Origin of the sequence: Pilimelia columellifera subsp. columellifera, assembly GCF_039532605.1 — a bacterium.
Classification (GTDB): Bacteria; Actinomycetota; Actinomycetes; order Mycobacteriales; family Micromonosporaceae; genus Pilimelia; species Pilimelia columellifera.
The window spans coordinates 92,939-114,821 of the sequence record NZ_BAAARY010000012.1; the positions used below are offsets into that span (position 1 = coordinate 92,939).

7 protein-coding genes are annotated in these 21,883 nt (G+C 73.9%); 1 reads left to right on the forward strand and 6 read right to left on the reverse strand.

Annotated elements, in window-relative coordinates; genetic code table 11:
* Positions 1–49: 49 nt before the first annotated feature.
* The 4 genes from ABD287_RS13480 to ABD287_RS13495 all read right to left on the reverse strand — a co-directional run bounded on the left by ABD287_RS13480 (position 50) and on the right by ABD287_RS13495 (position 18,133).
* Positions 50–277: an MbtH family protein gene (locus ABD287_RS13480; protein WP_344172885.1), complete on the reverse strand. Its 228-nt coding sequence runs from the start codon at positions 275–277 to the stop codon at positions 50–52.
* The gene (locus ABD287_RS13485) at positions 274–15,645 is read right to left on the reverse strand and encodes an amino acid adenylation domain-containing protein (RefSeq protein ID WP_344172887.1); all 15,372 of its coding nucleotides are present in this window, start codon (positions 15,643–15,645) and stop codon (positions 274–276) included. Before ABD287_RS13485 ends, ABD287_RS13480 begins: the two co-directional genes overlap by 4 nt.
* Positions 15,646–15,673: 28 nt before the next feature.
* Positions 15,674–16,675, reverse strand: a complete 1,002-nt coding sequence (locus tag ABD287_RS13490; RefSeq protein ID WP_344172889.1) for an iron-siderophore ABC transporter substrate-binding protein — start codon at positions 16,673–16,675, stop codon at positions 15,674–15,676.
* Positions 16,676–16,786: 111 nt separating this feature from the next.
* A complete protein-coding gene (locus ABD287_RS13495) occupies positions 16,787–18,133 on the reverse strand; it encodes a lysine N(6)-hydroxylase/L-ornithine N(5)-oxygenase family protein (protein ID WP_344172891.1) in 1,347 nt (448 codons plus the stop codon).
* 164 nt (positions 18,134–18,297) lie between these two features.
* Between ABD287_RS13495 and ABD287_RS13500 the strand changes: the two genes are divergently transcribed.
* Positions 18,298–19,257, forward strand: coding sequence for a methionyl-tRNA formyltransferase (locus ABD287_RS13500; RefSeq protein ID WP_344172893.1), 960 nt, complete (start codon positions 18,298–18,300; stop codon positions 19,255–19,257).
* 19 nt (positions 19,258–19,276) lie between these two features.
* Here the strand turns inward: ABD287_RS13500 and ABD287_RS13505 are convergent, their stop codons facing one another.
* Positions 19,277–20,860 (reverse strand): DHA2 family efflux MFS transporter permease subunit, encoded by a 1,584-nt coding sequence (locus ABD287_RS13505; RefSeq protein ID WP_344172895.1) that lies wholly within the window; start codon positions 20,858–20,860, stop codon positions 19,277–19,279.
* Between the two features lie 69 nt (positions 20,861–20,929).
* Positions 20,930–21,769 carry a TIGR02452 family protein gene (locus tag ABD287_RS13510; RefSeq protein ID WP_344172897.1) on the reverse strand — a complete coding sequence of 280 codons (840 nt, stop codon included), beginning with the start codon at positions 21,767–21,769 and terminating at the stop codon, positions 20,930–20,932.
* Positions 21,770–21,883 lie beyond the last annotated feature (114 nt).

The following is a 21,883-nucleotide window of genomic DNA, read 5'->3' on the forward strand; positions in this document are numbered from 1 at the left end:
ACGGTGGGCGCTCGTGATCCGACCCCGATGGCGACCGGTCCTGGTCGGATCAGCTGTCCGTGCCGGGTAGGACCTGGTCCTGGCGCTCCCGTAACGACCTGGGTCGCAGATCGGACCAGTTGGACTCGACATAGTGCAGGCACGCATCCCGGCTGTCCTCGCCGAACACCTGGCGCCAACCGTCCGGAGCGGGCACAAACGTCGGCCACAGACTGTGCTGCTCCTCGGCGTTGACCAGGACGAGGAAGCGGCCATCGGGGTCGTCGAACGGGTTCACGGGTTCCTCCGCAGGGTCGAGATGGGTCGGGTGGGGTCGGCCGCCATGGCGGCCACGGCGTGGAGCAGGTCGTCGGCCAGGCGCCGGGCGTCGGCCTCCCCGAACAGGTCGGTGGCGTAGCCGAGATAGCACTCGACGGGTCCGGCGCCGCGGGGCTCGTAGAAGCTGAGCGTCAGGTCGGCGTGGGCCGCTCCGGTGGGGACGGCGTCGAACCCGCCGCCGCCGGGGGAGGCCAGGTCGGCCTGCTCGTGGTGGGCCACGAGCACCCGGGGGTCGGCGCCGAGGGTGGCCGCGCGGACGGCGGCGTAGGGCACGTCCTGGTGGTCGAGCGCGGCGAGGGTGGTCGCCCGGACGCGGCGGAGCAGCTCGGTCACCGTCGGGTCGCCGGAGGTGTCAGTGCGCAGGGTCACCGGCTGGGCGAAGCAGCCGACCAGGTCCGCCAGTTGTTGGTCGGTCCGCCCGGCGACCAGGGCGCCGATCGGCAGGTCGTCGCCGGCGTCGTGGGCGGTGAGGACGGCGGCCAGGGCGGTGTGCAGCACCATGAACAGGCTGCTACCGGTGGCCCGGGCCAGCTGGTCGGCGGCGCCCCGCAACGCGAGGTCGATCGGCATCGCCACCTCGCCGCCGATACGCGCCCGGCCGGCAGCCAGTTCGCCGACGACGCCTCGGCACGGCAGGCGCAGCGGCGGGACGCCCGCGAGCTGCTGCCGCCACCAGCCGAGTTGACGGGCGTGCCGGCTGGCCGGGTCGGCGGGGTCCCCGAGCAACGTCTCCTGCCAGCGGGTGTAGTCGCCGTAACCGACCGGCAGCGGCGACCAGGCTGGCGCCGCGCCGACGCCGCGGGCCGCGTACGCGGCGGCCAGATCGTCACAGAGCGGCAGCACCGACCACTCGTCGACGGCCAGATAGTCCATGGTGAGCAACAGCGCCTGGCCGTCGCCCGCGCTGAGCAGATACGCCCGCAGCGGCGGCTCGTCCGGCGTCGGGGCCGGCCGGGTGGCGGCGATCGCCGCCATCGCCTCGGCCAGCGGGCGGTCGGTGACGGCCACCTCCCGCAGCGGCGCCGGGTCCAACAGCCGCTGCTCCGCCGGACCGTCCAGTCTGCTGAGGTAGCCGGTGCGCAGGGGCTCGTGCCGCAGGCACAGGTCGTGCCAGGCGCCGCGCAGCGCCGTGACGTCGAACCCGGTCGGGGCGTGCAGGGCCAGCGCATGGTCCCACCGCGCCCCGGGGATGGCCCGGTGCCGTTGCGGCGGCGCCAACGGCAGCACGGTCGGCCGGTCACCGGCGCCGAGGGCCGGTCGGGCGTCCCCAGCGGCGCCGGCCAGTCGCCGGGCCAGACCGGCGACGGTCGGGGCGTCGAACACGTCCCGGATGCTCAGCTGGGCGCCGAGGTGGGCGCTGATCCGGCCGACGAGCAGCATCGCCAGCATCGAGTGGCCGCCGAGGGCGAAGAAGTCGTCCCGGACGCCGACCCGAGGCAACCGCAGCAGCTCGGCGACGATTCCGGTCAGCGCCTTCTCGTCATCGGTGGACGGCTCGTCGTCGCCGGCCAGGCCAGCCCAGTCCGGGGCCGGCAGCGCCCGGCGGTCCAGCTTGCCGTTGCTGGTCAGCGGCAGCGGACCGTCGAGAACAATGACCATGGCGGGGACCATGTGCTCGGGCAGCGTCCGGGCGGCGAACGCCCGCAAACCCTCGCCGTCGGCAGGCTCGACCTCGTCGTCGGGGCTGGCCGATGGGGCGCGGTGGACGTAGCCGACCAGGCGGGCCAGCGGGCCGTCCCGGTCCACGACGGCGGCGGCCTGAACCACCTGCGGGTGGGCGGCGAGCGCCGCGGCCACCTCGCCCAGCTCGATCCGGAAACCGCGGATCTTCACCTGGTCGTCGAGCCGGCCGAGGAAGTCGAGGTTGCCGTCGGGGCGCCAGCGGGCCCGGTCGCCGGTGCGGTACACCCGCGCCCCAGCCGGTCCGAACGGGTCGGCGACGAACCGCGACGCCGTGAGCCCGGGCTGCCCGAGGTAGCCGCGGGCCAACCCGCGCCCGCCGACGTACAGCTCGCCGGCGACGCCGGGCGGCGTGGGCCGCATGGCGTCGTCGAGCACGTAGCAGCGGGTGTTCGGGTCCGGCACGCCGATCGGGACCGCCGCCGACCAACCCGGTGACGACTGCCACAGGGTCGAGTTGACGGTGGCCTCGGTGAGGCCGTAGGCGCCAAGCAGGTTGAGCCGCCCGGCCCACCGTCCGATGAGGTCCGGCGGGACGGTCTCGGTGCCGACCAGGATGGTCGCGCCCTCGGGCAGCTCGCAGCCGGGCGGCAGGGCCGCCACCAGCGACGGCGGCAGGATGAGGTGGGTGATCCGGTGCGCCGCGGTGAAGGCGGTGAGCGCCGGCCCGGCAACCCGCGCCGACTCCGGGCACAGCACCAGCGTCCCGCCGTGGCACAGCGCCATGACCTGCTCGAACACCGCCACGTCGAAGCCGAACGAGGCGAACTGGAGCACCCGGGCGTCCGGGGTCAGCCGCATCCGGTCGATCGCGGTGGCCAGCAGGCTGGCGATGCCCTCGTGCGGGACGCACACCCCCTTCGGGCGCCCCGTCGAGCCGGACGTGTAGATCACGTAGGCGGCGGCGTCCAGCGGGATCGGCGCCCGGGCCGGCGGCGCGGGATCGGCGGCGTCGAGCGCAGCGGCCGTGGCCGGGTCGTCGAGCAACAGCCGCCTGACCACAGGCGCCGCCGGGACCGCGGCGCCCGTGGTGGTCACGACCAGCTCGGCCCCGGAGTCGGTGAGCTGGTGGGCCAGCCGCTCGGCCGGGTGGGTCAGCTCCAACGGCAGGTACGCCGCCCCGAGCTGGAGAACGCCCAGGACGACGGCGATGAGCTCCCGGCGCCGGGGCAGGCCCAGCGCCACCACCGACCCGGCGGCCACGCCGGCGTCGGCGAGCAGCCGGGCGTGCTGGTTCGCGCGCGCCGCCAACTGCCGGTACGTCCACTCGCCGGTCTCGTCGACCACCGCGACGGCGTCGGGCCGGTCGGTGGCGACGGCGTCGAACAGGTCCGGCCAGGACAGCGCCGGCACGTCCCGCCCGGTCTGGTTCCAGCCGCGCAGCAGCCGCTCGGCCTCGCCGGGCAGCAGCACGTCGACGCCGCCGACCCGCCGGTCCGGGTCGGCGGTCACCGCCGCCAACACCAGCTCCAGCCGCCGCCCGATCGCCGTCGCGGTTGACGGGTCGAACAGGTCGGTGGCGTACTCCAGCCGGCAACCCAGCCGGCCGGTGTCGGTGTGCTCGGCGAATGAGAACACCAGGTCGAACTTGGCGGCGCGGTGCTCGACGGGCAGCCACGAGCCGGCGAGGTCGCCGAGCCGGACCGTGTCGTCGCCGGAGCGCGCGTGGTAGCCGACCATCACCTGGAACAGCGGGTTGCGGGCCAACGAACGCGGCGGGTTGAGCCGTTCCACGACCGCCTCGAACGGCACGTCGGCGTTGGCGAACGCGGCCAGCGCGCCCTCCCGGACCCGACCGGCCAGCTCGACGAAGGTCGGGTCGCCGGACAGGTCGGCGCGCAGCGTCAACGTGTTGACAAAGAAGCCGACCAGGTCGTCGAGGGCGGCGTCGTCCCGGCCGGCGACCGGGGCGCCGATGGGCAGGTCGCAGCCGGCGCCGAGCCGGTGCAGCAGGGTGGCGACGGCGGCGTGCAGCAGCATGAACATGCTCGCCCCGGTCCGCGCCGACAGGTCCCGCAGCCCGGCGGCGACAGCGCCGTCGATGGGGAACTCGTGCTCGGCGCCGGCGAACGTCGGACTGGCCGCACGCGCCCGGTCGGTCGGCAGCTCAAGCTCCGGTGGCGCCCCGTCCAGGGCCCGCTGCCAGAAGTCCAGCTGCCCGGCGGCCCGGCTGGTCGGCTCGGCCGGGTCGCCCAGCAGCTCCCGCTGCCACAGCGTGTAGTCGGCGTACTGGACCGGCAGCGCCGCCCAGGTGGGGGCCCGGCCGGCCAGGCGGGCCCGGTAGGCGTGGTCCAGGTCGGCCAGGAACGGCCGGTCGGACCACTCGTCCGTGGCGATGTGGTGCAGCGTCAACGCCAGCGCGCAGCCGCCGTCGTGACGGATCAGCGTGGCCCGCAGCGGCGGCTCGACGGACAGGTCGAACGGGCGGTGGACGGTCGCGAGCGCCAGCGCGGCCACATCGCCGTCGAGCACCTCGACCGGGATCGACGCCGCCGGCAGCACCCGCTGTGTCGGGACGCCGTCGACGACGGGGAAGACGGTGCGCAGCGACTCGTGCCGGTCGGCCAGGTCGGCCAGCGCGCCGGTCAGCGCCGTGACGTCCGGTTCTCCGTCGAGGCCGAGGACGAGCGGGAAGTTGTAGGCCGGCGACTCCGGCTCCACCTGCTGCAACAGCCACAGCCGCTGCTGGGCGGCCGACAGCGGCAGCCGATCCGGTCGCCGCCCCGGCGCCAGCGCCGGACGACCGGTTCGCCCGGCCGCGGCCTGGGCCCGCCGGGCCAGCGCCGCGACGGTCGGGGCCTCGAACAGGTCCCGGACGGTCAGCTCGGCGCCGATTCCGGACCGGGCCCGGCTCACCAGCCTGGTTGCCAGCAACGAGTGCCCGCCGAGGGCGAAGAAGTGGTCGTCGGCGCTCACGGACTCCAGACCCAACAGCTCGGCGTACAGGTCGGCCAGCGCCTTCTCGACCGGGCCGGCCGGCTCCCGTCCGCCGCCGCCGGCCGCCGGCCGGGGCAGGGCCGCGGTGTCCAGCTTGCCGTTGACGGTCAGCGGCAACGCGTCCAACGACACCAGCGCCGCCGGGACCATGTGCTCAGGGAGTCGGCCGGCGAGCCGCTCGCGCAGGGTGTCCGCCAGGCCCGGGTCGGCCGGCCCGCCGGACGGGACCAGATACCCGACGAGCCGGGCCACCGGCCCGCCGTGGTCGACCACGACGACCGCCTGCCCCACCTCCGCCTGCTCCTGCAACGCCGTGGCCACCTCGCCCAGCTCGACCCGGTAGCCGCGGATCTTCACCTGGTCGTCGGTGCGGCCGAGGAAGTCGAGGTTCCCGTCCGGCCGCTGCCGGACCAGGTCGCCGGTGCGGTACATCCGGCCGCCGGCCGGGCCGTACGGGTCGGCGACGAACCGGGACGCGGTGAGCCCGGGACGGGCGTGGTAGCCGCGGGCCAGGCCCACCCCGGCGATGTGCAGCTCGCCGGGCGCCCCGGGCGGCGTGGGCCTCAGGCGGGCGTCCAGGACGTATGCCCTGGTGTTGGCGATGGCCCGCCCGACGGTCGGGGTGTCGCTGTCGAACGTGGAGCCGCCGAGCGTGTTGATCGTGTACTCGGTCGGCCCGTACAGGTTGTAGCCGTAGACGCTGTCGGTGTCGCGTAGGCTCGACCACACCGCGTCCGAGACGGCTTCCCCACCGAGCAGCACCAGCGCCGGCCGCCGCCGGCCCGGGCCTGCGGCGAGCAGGCCCTCCTCGATGAGCAGCTGGGCGTAGGTGGGCGTCACGTTGACCACGTCCACGGCGTGCGCGTCGCAGTAGGCGACCAGCGCCGTGGCGTCGCGGCGCAGCTGTTCGTCGCAGACGTGCACCTCGTGCCCTTCGACGAGCCAGAGCAGCTCCTCCCAGGACATGTCGAAGGCGAACGAGACGGTGTGCGCGATCCGCAGCCGCCGGCCGCCGGCCGCGGCGATCGCCGGGCCGAAGACCTCCCGCTGGTGGTTGAGCTGCATGTTCGTCAGCCCCCGGTACGGGGTGACCACGCCTTTGGGACGGCCGGTGGAGCCGGAGGTGTAGATGAGGTACGCCGGGTGCTCCAGCCGGTCGGCGACATCCCGTCCGAACCCGGGGGTCTCCTCGTCGGCCAGCGGGGCGCCGGAGCGGGCCGTCAGCTCGGCCACGACGGCCGGGTCGTCGAGCAGGACAGTCGTCGCCGCGGCGTTCAACGTCGCCGCCACTGCCGTTGTGGACAGCAGGCACGTCGGATCGGTGTCGTCGATCATCCAGTCGAGCCGGTCGGTCGGGTGGTCCAGGTCCAGAGGCAGGTACGCCGCCCCGGCCCGCAGCACCGCGAACAGCGCCACCACCATCTCCACCGAACGCGGCAACGCCAACGCCACCACCCGCTCCGGGCCGGCGCCCCGGTCCAGCAACAGCCGCGCCATCGCATTGATCCGGCCGTCCAGCTCGGCGTAGGTCAGACGCTGGTCGCCGACGACCAGCGCGGTCTCGTCCGGGGTCCGGGCAGCCTGGGCGGCAAGCAGCTCCGCGACGGTGTCGCCGATCATCGGGGCGGCGCTGGCGTTCCAGCCGGCCCGCAGCCCGGCCAGCTCGGCGTCGGTGACGGTGTCCACGGCGGCGACCGGGCCGTCGCCGCAGAGCCGGTCCACTGTGGCGCCCAGCCGCGCGGCCAGCGCCGCCGCCGTGTCCGCGTCGACGGCCCCGGGCTGGCGCAGCAGGGTCAGCCGCATCGACGTCCCGGGGGTGACCACCAGGGTCAGCGGGAAGTGTGTGGCGTCCCGGCTGGTGATCTCGGCGATGCCGTGCCGGCGTCGTAGCGCGTCGAGGGCGTCGGCGTCGGCAAAGTTCTGGAACACGTAGAGGGTGTCGAACAGCGGCCCGGTGCTCCGTTGGATGTCGGCCAGGCCGATGTGGTCGTACGCCATCAGCGCCGCCCGCTCGTCCTGGGCCCGGCGGAGCAGGTCGCCGACCTGCTCGTCGGGGCGCAGCCGCAGCCGCAGCGGCACCGTGTTGAGGAACATCCCGACGGTGTCGCCGGCCCCCGGCAGCTCCGCGGGCCGGCCGGAGACCGTCGCGCCGAACGTCACGTCCGTGCGGCCGGTCAGACCGCCCAGAACCATCGCCCACGCGGTCGACACGACGGTGTTGACGGTGACGCCGTGCCGCCGGGCGGTGTCCCGCAGCCGGCGAACCCGCTCGGCGCCCAGCTCGGCGACGTGCCGCAGCGGCTCGGTGGGCTCGACGCCGGCCGCCGCGGGCGCCACCAGGGTCGGCCCGTCGAGGTCGGCGAGCGCGTCCCGCCACGCCGCGATGCCGGCCTGCTCGTCCTGCCCGCCCAGCCACTCCAGATAGGTCCGGTACTCCCCAGGCGGCTCCAGCGCGGCGGCGTCTCCGCCGGCCGCGTACAGGTCCAACAGCTCAGCCAGGACGATGCCCTGTGACCAGCCGTCCCAGGCGATGAGGTGATGCGACAGCGCCAACGTGTCCGTGGCGCCCAGTCGCAGCAGCGTCAGCCGGCACAGCGGCGGACTGGCCAGGTCGAACCGGAGACCCCGGTCCAGCTCCAGAACCTGCGCCAACCTCTCGGCCTGCTCCGCGGGCGTCAGCTCGGACAGGTCGACCTCGGTCAGCGGCAGCTCCCGCACCTCGGCCAGGACCTGCGCCGGGTCGCCCGCGTCGTCGACGATGATCCCGGTCCGCAGCGCGGCATGCCGGGCCAGCAGGGCCGACCCGGCGGAGCGCAGCCGGTCGGCGTCCAGCCGGTGGTCGAAGCGGTAGACGTCCTGGGCGGTGTAGACGTCCTGCCCGCCGAAGGTGGCGTGGAAGTGGATGCCCCGTTGCAGCGGCGACAGCGGCCAGGTCTCCGGTCGCCCGGCATCCTGCCCGCCCCGGACGCTCTCGGTCAGCTCGCACAACGCGCCACGCCAACCGTCGGCCAGCGCCGCCGCGTCGGCCGCGCTCAGCCCGCCCTGGCCGTCGGGCCAGGTGAGCGTCGCCGCCAGCGTCGGGCCGTCGGTGGTGTCGTGGCACACCGCGTCGATCTGCAACGCGTACGGCAGCGCCAGGTCCGCGTCGTAGGGCAGGTCCAGTCGCTCCGGCGCCGGCTCCCAGTCGCCGCCGGTGGCCGCGGGGAACCGGCCGTAGTAGTTGAACAGCACCTGCGCCCCGGGCAGGGCGGCCAGCAGCGGAGCGGTCTGCGCGTTGAGGTAGCGCAGCAGACCGTAGCCAAGGCCCTGGTCGGGGGCTTTCCGGACCCGTTCGGCGACCTGCGTCAGCAGCGCCGCCGGCTCGTCGCCGGCCGGCAGCCGGACCGGGTGAACGCTGGTGAGCCAGCCGACGGTCCGGGTCAGGTCCACACCGTCGAGGTCGGCCCGGCCGTGCCGCTCCACATCGACCAGCAGCTCCCCGGACCCGCCCCGCCACCTGGCGACGGCCACAGCCAGCGCCGCCAGCATCGCCTCGGTCACCTCCGCGCCGGTGGCCGCCGGGACCTGAGACAGCAGCGCCCGGGTGACACGGGGCGGCACGGTCAGCTCGTGCTTCCCGGCGGCGCCGACCGTGCCGCCGCGCCGGACGCCCGCGACCAGCTCGGCGCCGGGCGCCAGCGTCGCCGCCCAGTGCTCCAACTCGGCCAACCGACCCGGGTCGGCCGCCGCGGCCGTCAGCCGCCGGCTGTATCCGCGTAGCGACTCGCCGACCGGCGCCAGCGCCGGCGCCTCGCCGGCGACGACCGCCGTCCACGCCTGCGCCAGGTCGGCCAGCATGATCCGCCAGGACACCCCGTCGACGGCCAGGTGGTGGGTGGCCAGCAGCAGCCGGCCCGGCTCGTGCGGGCCGCAGTCGAAGTGGACGGCCTGGAGGAGCACGCCGTCGTCGGGCGACAGCCGGCCCACCGCCGCGTCCGCGGCCTGCTGAAGCGTCGCGGCCCGCCGCTGCTCGTCCAGGCCGGCGAGGTCCACCCGGCGTAGCAGTCCTGATGCGCTGACGGAACCGACCGGCCGCACCGCCAGCGACCACAGCACGCCGGCCACCCGGGTGAGGGCCAGCCGCAGCGCGTCGTGGCGCTCGATGAGCCCGTCGACGACCCGCGTCAGCTGCTCGGCGCTCGCCCCGGCGGGGGTCTGGACCAGCAGCGACAGGTGGAACCGGTCGATCGTGCCGCCGTCGGTGCGCAGCTGGTGCACGATCGGCAGCGCGTCGAGGTCGCCGACGCCGTCCGCCGTCGGGCGTGGGTGGTGGATGGCGGCGGCCGGCCGCATGGCAGCGGCGAGGGCAGCCGGGGTACGTAACGTGAACACCTCGCGAGGGCTCACCGGCAGACCGGCGGCGCGGGCGCGGGTGGCCACGGTGATCGACAGAATGCTGTCGCCGCCGAGCCGGAAGAAGTCGCCGCCGTCGTCGACATGGTCGAGGCCGAGCACATCCGCGAAGATGCCGGCGAGGACCCTGGTCGGGTCGACCTGCCCGGCGCCGCCGGTGGGCGCCTGGCCGTCGGCGCTGTCCGCGGGGCGAGGAACGCGGGCTGCGTTCTCGTCCGACCCGGTCGGAGCGCCGCGCTGTGCCGGGACCGGCAACGCGCGACGGTCCAGCTTTCCGCCGGCGACGCGCGGCAGCTCGTCGAGGGTGACGATCACCGCCGGGACCAGCGGGGCCGGCAGGACGGCCGCGAGCGCCACCGTCAACGCCTCGGCGTCCAGCGCCACGCCGGCGGCGTACCCGACGAGCCGTCTGCCGCCGCGGCCGTCTGAGGCGGCGAGCACAGCGGCGTCGGCGACGCCCGGCAGCCGGCGCAGCGCGGCGGCCGCCTCGTCCGGCTCCACCCGCACGCCACGGATCTTCACCTGCTCATCGACCCGGCCGAGGAACCGCAGCACGCCGCGGGCATCGACGCTGACCCGGTCGCCGGTGCGGTACATCCGCCCGCCGGCCGGGCCGAACGGGTCGGCCACGAACGCGGCCGCCGTCAGCCCCGCGCGACGGTGGTACCCGAGGGCCAACTGGTCGCCGGCCACGTACAGCTCGCCCGGGGCGCCCGCCGGCGCCTGCCTCAGCTGGCGGTCCAGCACGTACAGCCGGACCGGGCCGACGGCCCGGCCGATGGGCGTCCACCCGTCGTCGTCGCCGGTCTGCCAGCTGGTGACCTGGATGGCCGACTCGGTGGGACCGTAGACGTTGGTCAGCGCGACGCCCGTCGACGCCCGCCACGAGCGCGCCAGCTCGACGTCGAGGGCCTCGCCGCCGGAGAACGCCCGGCGCAGGCTTCGCGCCCAGTCGCCGTCGGCCAGCTCGGGCTGGGCCAGCAGGGCCGCGTACATCGACGGGACCAGGTCAAGGGTGGTGACGGCGTGCTCGCGAACCAGCGCGGCCAGCCGCAGCGGGTCCCGGTGCGCGCCCGGCTCGGCGACCACCACGGCGCCGCCGACGCTCAGCGGCGCGAAGATCTCCTGCACGGACGGGTCGAAGGTGATCGCGTACTGGTGCAGGAACCGGTCGTCGGCGCCGACCCCGCGCCGTTCCGTCAGCCAGCGCAGCTGCCCGACGACCGCCCGGTGGCTGACCAGGACGCCTTTGGGCCGTCCGGTGGAGCCGGAGGTGTACATGAGGTACGCCGGCTGGTCCGGATCGACTACCACAGCCGGCGGGCCAGCCGCCGCCGCCTGGCCCGGGCCGTCGTCGTCCACGGTCGCCGGAACCTGCCGAACGCCCGGGATCCCCGGCCAGCCTGGGCCTGTCACCGCCACGCTCACCCCGGCGTCGGCGATGAGCGTGGCGGTGCGCTCGGCCGGGTGCTCGGCGTCCAACGGCAGGTACGTGCCGCCGGCCCGTAGCACCCCGAGCAGGGCGATGATCTGCGCCGCGCTGCGCGGCACGGCGACGGCCACGATGTCGCCGGGACGCGCCCCGGCGGCCCACAGCCGGCCGGCGAGCGCGCCGGCGGCAGCGTCGAGCTGGGCGTAGTCGAGGGTCCGGTCTCCGTCGATGACCGCGGTCGCCGTAGGCGTGGCCGCGACCTGCCGGCCGACCAGCTCCACCAACGACAGCTCCGCTCGGGCGGGATCGGCGTGCTCCGCGCCGACGAGGGCGGCGTGGACCAGCTCCCTTCGGTCGCCGCCGAGCAGGTCGAGGCAGCCCACGGGCCGCCTGCCGCCGTCGACGAGCTGCCCGAGGGCCAGTCGGAACGCGGCCGCGAACTGCGCGGCCCGGCCGGCGTCCACCTGCGCCGGGTCGTGTTCGAGCCGCCACCGCAGCCGGTCCCCGACGGTGACGGTCAGCTCCAACGGGTGGTGCCGGCTCTCGATGGTCACCGCGCCGGTGATCGGCAGGGTTCGCGCGCCCGGCGTCGGATAGTTCTCGACCACCAGCAGGGTGTCGGCCAGCGCCGGCAGGCCGGCCAGGCGTAGCAGCTCGCCGAGGCCGACGTGCTGGTGGTCGAGCAGGTCAGCCTGCTGTCGTTGCAACTGTTCCAGCGCCTCGGCCCACGGCGTCCGGGGCGGGCTGGCGAACCGGACCGGCAAGGTGTTGACGAAAAGGCCGATGGCGTCCTCGACGCCGGGCAGCTGCGGCGGGCGTCCGGCGACGGTCTGGTGGAACACCACGTCGTCGGCGCCGGTGGCCTGCCCGAGCGCGAGCGCGAACGCTCCCTGTAGGACGGTGGCCACGGTGAGCCCGTGGGTTCGCGCGGCGGCCGTCAACGCTGCCGTCTCCTCGACGGTCAGCCCGCTGGCGACGACCGCGGTCCCGGGCTCTCCGCATGCGACGCCCGCGGTCTCCGCGCCCCGGACGGGCGGCGCGTCGGCGGGGGTCGGCGCCGTGGCGGACTCGGCGACGAGAGTGGGCGCGTCGACGCCGGCCAGCGCCTTCCCCCATGCGGCCCGGGCCGCGTCGTGATCCCGCGACGCGCGCCACCGCGCCAGCTGAGCCGTGGTGTCCAACGCCCCGCCGAGACCGCGTCCCTGGTAGGCGGCGGCCAGCTCGCGCAGCAGGATCGGCTCGGACCACCCGTCGGCGACGGCGTGGTGGATGGTCAGCGCCAGCCAGCGCCGGTCCTCGCCCCGGACCAGCACGGCCCGTAGCAGCGGCGGCTGCCCGAGGTCGAAGCCGGCGGCGCGCTCGGCGGTGACCAGCGCGGCCAGGCGCGGGTCGAGGCCGCCGTCGTCCGGGTTCGGCGCCGTGGCGGGCAGGTCCACCAGGCGCAGCTCGCGGAACGGTGTCCGCGCCTGTCCGGCGACGACCTGCACGACCGTCCCGTCGGCCAGCTGCCGCAGCCCGGTGCGCAGCGCTGGATGCCGGGCGACGACCGCGTCCAGGGCCGCGCGCAGCGCGTCGGCGTCGACGGGTCCGTCCAGGGTGAGCACCTGCGCCACGGTGTACTCGTCCGCGTCGGTGACGGCGGCGCTGAAGAACATGCCGGCCTGCAACGGGCTCGCCGGCCAGAGGTCGGCGCCGTCGACGGCGTCGACCTCCTGTTGGGTGAGCCGGACCAGTGGGAAGTCGGCCGGGGTGGCCCCGCCGAACCCGGGCCGCCGGCTGGCGGCCACGATCTCGGCGAGCACCGCGACCCAACCGTCGGCCAGCTCGGCGACGGCCTCCGCCGGCAGCACCCGGCCCGGCCAGGTGAACGCCGCCGACAGCCGGGGCCCGCCGGTCTCGTCCCGTACCGCGGCGTCGACCTCAAGCTGGTGGGTCAGCGGCATCGCCGGGTCGCGGTCCTCGCGCACCGGGTCGTCGCCGAGGACCGCCCAGTCTCCGTCGCCGGCGCCGAAGCGGCCCAGGTAGTTGAACAGGATGCGCGGGGTCGGGCCGCCGGCCAGCTCCGGCAGCATTCCGTAGCCGATGCCGTGGTCGGGCACGGCGCGCAGCTGCTCCTTGACCCGCTTGATGGCGTCGGCGAGGCCGTCCGCGCCGGTGGCGGGCCCTGGGTCCAGCCGGACCGGGAACAGGGTGGTGAACCAGCCGACGGTGCGCGACAGGTCCAGTCCGGCGATCTCCTCGCGGCCGTGCCCCTCCAGTTCGATGAGGACGTCGTGGCCGGGGTGACCGGCGCGTTCGCGGCGCCACCGGCCCAGCGCGACGGCGAACGCGGCGAGCAGGACGTCGTTGACGCGGCCTCGGAACGCGGCCGGGATCGCGCCGAGCAGCGGCGCGGTCAATCCGTCGGGCAGGCTGACCACCTGCCGCCGGGCGGTCGCCGCGGTGTCCTTGGCCCGGTCCAGCGGGGCCGCGCCGATCGGCGGGTCGCCGGCCGCCAGGGTCGCCTGCCAGTACGACGTTTCGGCCTGCCGATCGACGGCGTTGGCCTGTTGGGCCAGCGCCCAGCGGCCGAACGAGGTGGGGACCGGCGTCAGCTCCACCGGGCGCCCGGCGGCGACGGCCGTCCAGCCGGCGGCGAGGTCGTCGGTGAGGATGCGCCAGGTGACGCCGTCGGCGATGGCGTGGTGCAGCACGATCGCCAGCCGCGCCGCGTCGGCGGCCACCGGCAGCAGAACCGCCTGGAGCACGACTCCGTCGCGGGGGGCCAGCCGGCTGACAGCGGCTCGGACGGCCGCGTCGTCGGTCAGGTCGCTGGCGCCGACGGACAGCAAATGGGCGGCGCGCACCGCCCCGACCGGGGCGACGTCGAGGCCGCCGTCGGGCAGCAGCCGTGAGCGCAGCAGGTCGTGTCGGTCGATGAGGCGCTGGAGCAGTTCAATGGCGGTTTCGGTGGTCAGGTCGGCCGGGGCGCGCCACACGGTCGCCTGGTAGAAGCGGTCGACCGGGCTGTCCAGGTCGCGCAGCCAGCGCAGGATCGGAGTGGCCGGCAGCGGGCCGGTCCACCCGTCGTGGGCGACCGGCGCGCTGGCGCGTTGGTCGGCCAGGGCGGCGAGCGCCGCGACGCTCTGGTGCTCGAACACCTCCCGCGGGGTGATCGTCAGCCCGGCCTGGCGGGCCGCGCTCACCAGGCTGATGGCCACGATGCTGTCCCCGCCGAGGGCGAAGAAGCCGTCGTCGACACCGACCGTCGGTAGCCTCAGGGTCTGGGCGAACAGTCCGGCCAGGACTGTCTCGGTCGGGGTGCGCGGGGCGGCGTCGCCGGTGGCGGCGTGCCAGTCCGGCTCGGGCAGCGCGGCGACGTCGAGCTTGCCGTTGGCGTTGCGTGGGAGTGGGCCGGCGAGCACGACGTACGCGGACGGGACCATGTGTTCGGGCAGCGTGACGGCGGCGTGGGCCCGAAGCGCGGCAGGTTCGGCGCCTGGGCCGGCCGGGTGCAGGTAGGCCACCAGCCGGGTCACGCCCCGGTGGTCGCGGCGGGGGAGCGCCGCGGCGGCGGCGACTGACGGGTGCCGCATGAGGACGCTCTCGATCTCGCCGGGCTCGATCCGGAATCCGCGGATCTTCAGCTGGCTGTCGGAGCGGCCGAGGAAGTCCAGGTTCCCGTCGGCGCGCCAGCGCGCCCGGTCCCCGGTGCGGTACATCCGGGCCCCGCCACCGGTGAACGGGTCGGCGACGAACCGTTGCGCCGTGAGGCCGGGCTGTCCCCGGTAGCCGCGGGCCACCCCACGGCCGGCGACGTACAGCTCGCCTTCCTGACCGACCGGGACCGGGCGCAGCGCGTCGTCGAGCAGGTAGCAGCGGGTGTTCGGGTCGGGCGCGCCGATGGGCGCGGGCCCGTCCAGGTCCGGTGTGGCCAGCCACAGGGTGGAGTTGACGGTGGTCTCGGTGAGTCCGTAGGCCACCACCACGCGGAGTTTGGCCCCCCAGCGGGCGACGAGCGCGGCCGGCACGGCCTCGGTGCCGACGACCAGCGTCATCGCGTCCGGCAGCTGGCACTGCTCCGGCAGCGCGGCCACGAGCGCGGGCGGCAGGATGGCGTGGCTGACCTCGTTCGCGGCCAGGTGTTCGGTCAGTTCAGGGCCGGGGACCCGACGATCGGGCGGGATGATCACCAGCGTGCCGCCGACGCACAGCGACATCACCATGTCCCAGACGGCGACGTCGAACCCGAGCGAGGCGAACTGCGCGATCCGGCTGTCGCCGGTGACGCCGAGCCGTTCGGTGGCGGTGACGATGAGGCTGCCGATGCCGTCGTGAGTGACCAGCACGCCCTTGGGCTTACCGGTGGAGCCGGAGGTGTAGATGAGGTAGGCGGCGTCGTCGAGCCCGATCGGCAGGTCGAGGTTGGACGGGTCCAGGGTGGCGTGCGCGGGGTCGTTGACGGCCACCGGGCGCAGGCCTTGTAGCTCGTCGACCCCCTGCGGTTCGGCCGGGTCGGCGGTGACCGCCAGCCGGGCGCCGGAGTCAGCCACCAGGTGGCCGAGCCGGGCGCCCGGCTGGTCGAGGTCCAGCGGCAGGTACGCCGCCCCGCACTTGAGCGTCGCGAGCACCGCCACGACCGCGTCGATGCCGCGAGGCAGGGCGATCGCGACGATGTCGCCGCGTCGGCCGCCGGCCGCGCGCAACGCCCTGGCCAGCCGGTTCGCTGAGGCGTTGAGCTGCGCGTACGTCAGGCGCCCACCGTCGCAGACGACGGCGGTGGCGTCCGGCCGGCTGGCCGCCACCGCCTCGAACGCCGCCGGCCAGGTGGCCTCCGGGGCGGGCGTGTCGGCCCGGACGCCGAGGGCGAACGAGGCTGGCTGCGGTCCACTGTCGGCGTGCGGCATGGCGGTTCTCTCCTGAACAGGCGCGGGGTTACTTGCTCAGCTGCGGCAGGACCTGGTCGAGCGCGTAGGGGATGCTGAGCACGGTGTTGAAGGACATCGCTGCGGCCACCGGCGGGTTCTCGTAGTCCAGGAACAGGTGCCGGCCCTCCTGGGCGACTTTGAGCCTCCGGTACAGGTTGTTGGCCATCAGCTGCTTCTGGGTGTCACCGCCGGTGACGAACCAGACGAGCCGGTCGCCGTCGAGCAGGTCGAAGCGCTCGAAGCTGAGATCGGCGACGTTCTGGGCGCCCAGGGCCTTGGTGTACGCGGGCGAGGCGACGAAGCCCAGCTCCTTCATGAAGATCATTTTCGGGTCGTTCGGGGAGAACGCCGAGTACTTGCCAGCCTCGTAGATCTCGGCGATGGCGACGGTCTTGCCCGCCCACTGCGGGCTCGCGGCGCGGGCCGCGGCGAACCTGGCGTCCACCCTGGCGATGAGCGTCTCGATCTTGGCGCTCTGGCCGACGGCCTTGCCGATGTTGCGGGTCATGTCCCGCCACGGCGCCTGGTAGTCGGCGAAGCCCTTGGGCTGCGCCACCACCGGAGCGATCTTGCTGAGCGTCTCGTACTGTTCCTTCTTCATCCCCGAGTACTGGGCGATGATCAGGTCTGGGCGGACGGCGGCGACCTGCTCCAGGTTGTACTCGTCGCGCTTGCCGACGATCGTCGGCGTCACGCCGCCCCAGACCGGTTGCGCCCACGGCCACTTGCCGAACGGCTTCTCCTCGAACCAGTCGACGACGCCGACCGGCTTGAGCCCCAGGGCCAGGACCGCGTCGGCGTCGCTGAGCCCGAGCGTGACGACCCGCTGCGGGGCCGCCTTGATCTCGGTAGTGCCGTACTTGTGCTCGACGCTGACCGGGAACGCCCCGGCGGCCGGCGACGTGCCGGCGGCGGGCGTGGACTCGGCGCCGCCGCAGGCGGCCAGGCTCGCCGTTACGGCGAGCGCGGTGAGCGCGGCGACCAGCCGCGCGCGGGTTCTTCCGGACATGCGTGTGTTTCCTTTCCACAGCCGTGCCACGGCGGGCACGGAGTCAGGGCGCGCACGGGCGCAGCGAACGGCGAGCCGCGGACCCGACCGCCGACGAGGGCGCCGGTGCGCCTAGACCGCGGCGACGAGCGTCGGGGCCCGGTGGTCGGCGAGCACCGACGACAGCACCTCGCCGACCCGAACGGCGGTGTTCGACAGCAGCGGGGAGGTGATCCCGTGGCTGTGTTCGGTGCCGCCCTGCAGGTACACCCCGCAGCGGAGGCTGGCGTCGGCCTGCGCCCGGTAGTCCCGCCCGACCACCGGGCGGCCCAGGCCGTCCCGGTGGCACAGCGCGCCGACCTCGCCGAGCAGGCTGTACGGGTCGGCCGGGTGGTAGCCGGTGGCGTACACGACGATGTCGGCGTCCAGGTGGGTCACCTCGCCGGTGACCAGGGAGGTGACGGTGGCGTCGACGCCGCCGGGTCCCTCGTGGACGGCGGTGAGCCGGGAGGCGTTAATCATGCGCAGGCGTTGCCGGCCGAGGACCTTCTCCTGGTACTCGCGTCGGTACAGGTCCGTGATGAGGTCGATGTCGACCACGGAGTAGTTGGTGTTGGCGTGGTAGTCCATCAACCGCTGTTTGGTGGCCTCGGGCGCGGTGTAGAAGTCGTCCACGGCGGCCGGGTCGAAGATCCGGTTGGCGTACGGGCTGTCGTCGGCGGGGGAGTAGCCGTAGCGGGAGAAGACCGCGCAGACCTCGGCGTCCGGGAACTCGCGGTGCAGGTACGCCACCGACTCGGCGGCGCTCTGCCCGGCGCCGACGACGAGCATCCGCCGGGGCGCGGCGCCGGCGCGCAGCTTCGCGGCGTTGCGTAGCAGGTCGCTGGTGTGCCAGAGGCGCTCGCTGGCTGACACGCCCTCGGGTAGCTTGGGTCGCAGCCCGGTGCTGACGACGATGTTGCGGGCCCGGTGGGTGACGGTCTCGCCGCCGACACGCGCGACCACGTCCAGGTGGGTGACGTCGCTAGCGGCGTGATGCGCCGGATCGCCGTCGGCATCGCGCACCGGCCTGACGGCGATCACCTCGGCGCCGTAGCTGACCTGGGCGTCGACCTGCGCCGCGGCCCAGGCGAAGTAGTCGTGGAACTCGACCCGCAGCGGGAACAGGCTCTTGTGGTTGATGAAGTCGATGAGCCGGCCCTGCTCGTGCAGGTAGTTGACGAAGCTGTAGTGACTGCTCGGGTTCCGCAGCGTCACTAGGTCCTTGAGGAAGGACACCTGCATGGTGGCGTCGTCGATGAGCATCCCGCGGTGCCAGCCGAAGTCGGGTTGCCGCTCCAGGAAGTGGGCGGTCACGGGTGGTCCGGGGAGGCCGGCGTTGTGTTCGGCCACCGCGATGGCCAGGGCCAGGTTGGACGGCCCGAAACCGATCCCGATGAGGTCGTAGACCGGCGTTTCCGCTGGAAGTGGCTCAGACATGCCCATCCCCTCACGCGGTTGACCGCGTTTCGCGACAGTGACTTTGGTGAGCCTAACCTAAGTAGTTGATCGAAGCGATGGTGGGTCGGCCTGTTAATTAGGGCAGCCTTGCTTAAGATAATCGGACCCTACCCGACGCCCTGCCGCCATCGGAGGAATCCACCATGCGAGTCGTCATGTTCGGCTACCAGACCTGGGGTCACCGGACCCTCGAGGCCCTGCTGGCCTCCGAGCACGATGTCGTCACCGTCGTCACCCACCCGCCGAGCGACGGCGCCTACGAGAAGATCTGGTCCGACTCGGTCGCTGACCTCGCCGCCGAACACGGCGTCCCGGTGCTGTTGCGGGAGCGCCCCGACGACGACGACCTGTACGACACGCTCAAGGCGCTCGCGCCGGATGTCATCGTCGCCACCAACTGGCGTACCTGGATACCGCCGCGCATCTTCGGCCTTCCCGCCCACGGCACCCTCAACGTGCACGACTCGCTGCTGCCGGCCTACGCGGGCTTCTCCCCGCTCATCTGGGCGCTCATCAACGGCGAGAAGGAGGTCGGGGTCACCGCGCACCTGATGGACGACACCCTCGACGCCGGTCCGATCGTGCTCCAACGCGCCGTCCCGGTCGGCGACGCCGACACCACCACGGACCTGTTCCACAAGACCCTGGCGCTCTTCGGTCCGATCACCGTCGACGGCCTTGCCGCCATCGCCAGCGGCCGGCGCGACTTCGTCGCACAGGACCGCAGCCGGGCCAGCTTCTTCCACAAGCGCTCCGACGAGGACATCCGGATCGACTGGACCTGGTCGGCCCAGGAGCTGGAACGGCTGGTGCGCGCCCAGTCGGCGCCGTACCCGCAGGCGTTCTGCTACCACAAGGGACAACGCCTGGAGATCGTCGCGGCGCGAGTGTCCGCCGGCGTGTACGGCGGCACCCCGGGCCGGATCTTCTACCGGGAGGGCGACGGGGTGGCCGTGGTCGCCGGGGCGGACGCCCGACGGGGCCGCAACCACGCCCTGCTCATCACCCGGGTACGCGTCGCCGGCGGCCAGGAGCTGGCCGCCGGCGACTACTTCACCCACATGGGCGGCTATCTCACCAGCCACCCCGCTCCGGCCGGCTGAGCGTCGCGCCGGACCCCGGTCAGTGGATCATGACTGGGGGAGCGGCGTCCTTGTCCTGATCGTCCAGCAGGTGCGAGACCTCACGCTTGCGCGGCAGGAACGCCACCGGGATGAACGTCAGCAGCACGATGCCGAACGCCACCGTGAACGTCGAGGCGAAGGCGTCGGCGACGAAGTCCAGCGCGTTGTCGATGAACGCCTGGTCCACCGGGAACAGCTTCAGCAGGTCCGGATTCTGCTGGGCGCCGATGGCCAGCCCGGCCTCGGTGATCGGCTCGCCGGTGGCCGGGTTCACCGCGCCTGGGATCTGCGGCGACTCGTTGAGCTTGCTGGTGAGAACCACCGACATCACCGCCGCGCCGACCGAGCTGCCGACCTGCTGGATGATGTTGAGCAGCGTCGAACCGCGGGCCACGTCGTGGCTGGTCAGCGTCTTGAGCGCGGACGTCATGATCGGCATCATCGTGCCGCCCATGCCCAGGCCCATGACGAACAGCGAGCCGCACAGCACCACGTACGAGGTGTCCGCCTCGACCTGGGTGAACGTCCAGAACCCGGTGGCGATCAGCGCCAGCGCGAACGGCACCGTCCGCCCGACCGGGATCTTGTCGGCGAGCATGCCGGCGATCGGCATGGTGATCATGGCGCCGATGCCCTGCGGGGCGATGAGCAGCCCGGCGTGCAGCGTCGACTCGCCCCGCACCTGTAGGAAGTAGCTGGGGAACAGCAGTCCGGCGCCCATGAACGCGACGATGAAGACGAACATCGACACCGACGCGACGGTGAGGTTCCGGTTGGCGAACAGCCGCAGGTCGAGCAGCGGGTGCCGCGGCTTGAACGAGTAGACGACGAACCCCACGACCAGGGCCGCGCCGACGAGCATCGGGGCCCACACCCGGGTGGCGGCGAACGTGCCCTCCTCCGGGATCGTGGAGACGCCGAACAGGAACAGCGCCAGACCCGGCGAGAGCATGAGCATGCCGACGAAGTCGAAGGACTCCGACGGCTCCGGGGAATCCTTGGGCAGCGCGAACCGCGCGTAGACGAGCGCGGCCAGCCCGATCGGCAGGTTGATCAGGAAGATCCAGTGCCAGCTGGCGACGTCGATGAGCCAGCCGCCGAGGATCGGGCCGCCGATCGGGCCCAGCAGCATCGGGATGCCGAGGATGGCCATGAGCCGGCCGATACGGTCCGGGCCGGCGGCCCTGGTGAGGATCGTCATGCCCAGCGGCATGAGCATGCCGCCGCCGAGGCCCTGGAGCACCCGGAACGCGATGAGCTGCTCGATCGAGTCGGCGGTGGCGCACAGGCCCGAGCCGATCGTGAACAGCGCCAGCGCGATCATGTAGAGCCGCTTGGTGCCGAACCGGTCGGCCGCCCACCCGGTGAGCGGAATGACGGTGGCCAGGGCCAGGGTGTAGGCCGTCATCGTCCAGGCGACCGTGGCGTACGACGCGCCGAACGCGTCCTGGAAGGTCGGCAGGGCGACGCTGACGACGGTGATATCGAGGATCGACATGATCGCGCCGAGGACGATGACTCCGGCGATCTTGAGGACGGCCCCGTCGATCTTGTTCGCGCTCGTGGTGGGCGCTTGACTCATTGGGAACTCCCGCTTGAACAGGCAGGCTGACGTCCTGCGTCGACAACCGTAGCTGCTTCGGCAAATGTTTCACACGTCAGATACCTGCCCGGCGAACCGGTCGACGAACGCCTGCCGCGTCCTGGCGCCGGGAGTCGTGTCGTGTACGGCGAACACCACCTCGTCGAACCACGGCGCGGCCTGAAGCGCCTGGTCGAACGCGGCGGCGACCTCGGCGGGGTCGTTGCCGAAGACCCCGCAGCCCCACGCGCCGAGCACCAACGACCGGTGACGGTGGGCGGCGGCCAGTCGCAGGAGGTGGGCGGCGCGCCGGCGCAGCGTCCGCGGCACGTCGGCGACATCCCAGGGCTGGCTACGACGCAGGGCGCTGATGTTCGGCGCCGCCGCGGTGAGGAAGCTGGCCGGGTAGGGCTGGGGGAGCAGCGTCCCATGGTCGTCGCGGAACACCGGGACCCGCGGGCTGTAGATGACGTGGTCGCTGTAGCGCAGGTCTCGTTGCCGCTCGTGGAACCGGTAGAAGCCGGCCGCGGCGTTGAGACACGGGTACAGGGCCGAGGAGCGGACGACGCTCTCCTCCTGGGCCTCGGCCCCGTCTCGGAATCCGCCGCCGGGGTTCTTGGCGGAGGCGAACACCAGACAGGCGACCTCCGGGCCCAGCCGGCGGGCGGCTGCCAGGGTCGTCTCCGCGGTGACCTGGACCCGCGCCGCGCGCGCGGCGCCATCGACGTGGACAACCTCGTCAGGTCGGTGCAGCCGGACTCCCGCCAGGGCGGCGCCGATCGCCCCGGCGAGGTCGACCTGGGCGCCCTGGTGGCGGTAGCCGCCGCTCGCGACGATGTCGAGGGTCTCCCGGGCGATGGCGCGCAGCCGGTCACGCCGGGCGCTGTTCCTCTCGTTCATCGATCTCATGTCCGTGAGGCTAGGGACGCCTGCCGGCGGCGGCAACGCCATTGTGGGGCAATCCTATCGAGGGATATCTATGCAATCGGCCGGCCGGCCCGTAGCGTGTCGGCTAGAAAACGA

Excerpts from the sequence above, each read along its gene's own strand:
- ABD287_RS13490 (WP_344172889.1), bottom strand. The coding sequence starts at position 16,675 with ATGTCCGGAAGAACCCGCGCGCGGCTGGTCGCCGCGCTCACCGCGCTC.
- ABD287_RS13485 (WP_344172887.1), bottom strand. The coding sequence starts at position 15,645 with ATGCCGCACGCCGACAGTGGACCGCAGCCAGCCTCGTTCGCCCTCGGC.
- ABD287_RS13500 (WP_344172893.1), top strand. The coding sequence starts at position 18,298 with ATGCGAGTCGTCATGTTCGGCTACCAGACCTGGGGTCACCGGACCCTC.
- ABD287_RS13505 (WP_344172895.1), bottom strand. The coding sequence starts at position 20,860 with ATGAGTCAAGCGCCCACCACGAGCGCGAACAAGATCGACGGGGCCGTC.
- ABD287_RS13510 (WP_344172897.1), bottom strand. The coding sequence starts at position 21,769 with ATGAGATCGATGAACGAGAGGAACAGCGCCCGGCGTGACCGGCTGCGC.
- ABD287_RS13495 (WP_344172891.1), bottom strand. The coding sequence starts at position 18,133 with ATGTCTGAGCCACTTCCAGCGGAAACGCCGGTCTACGACCTCATCGGG.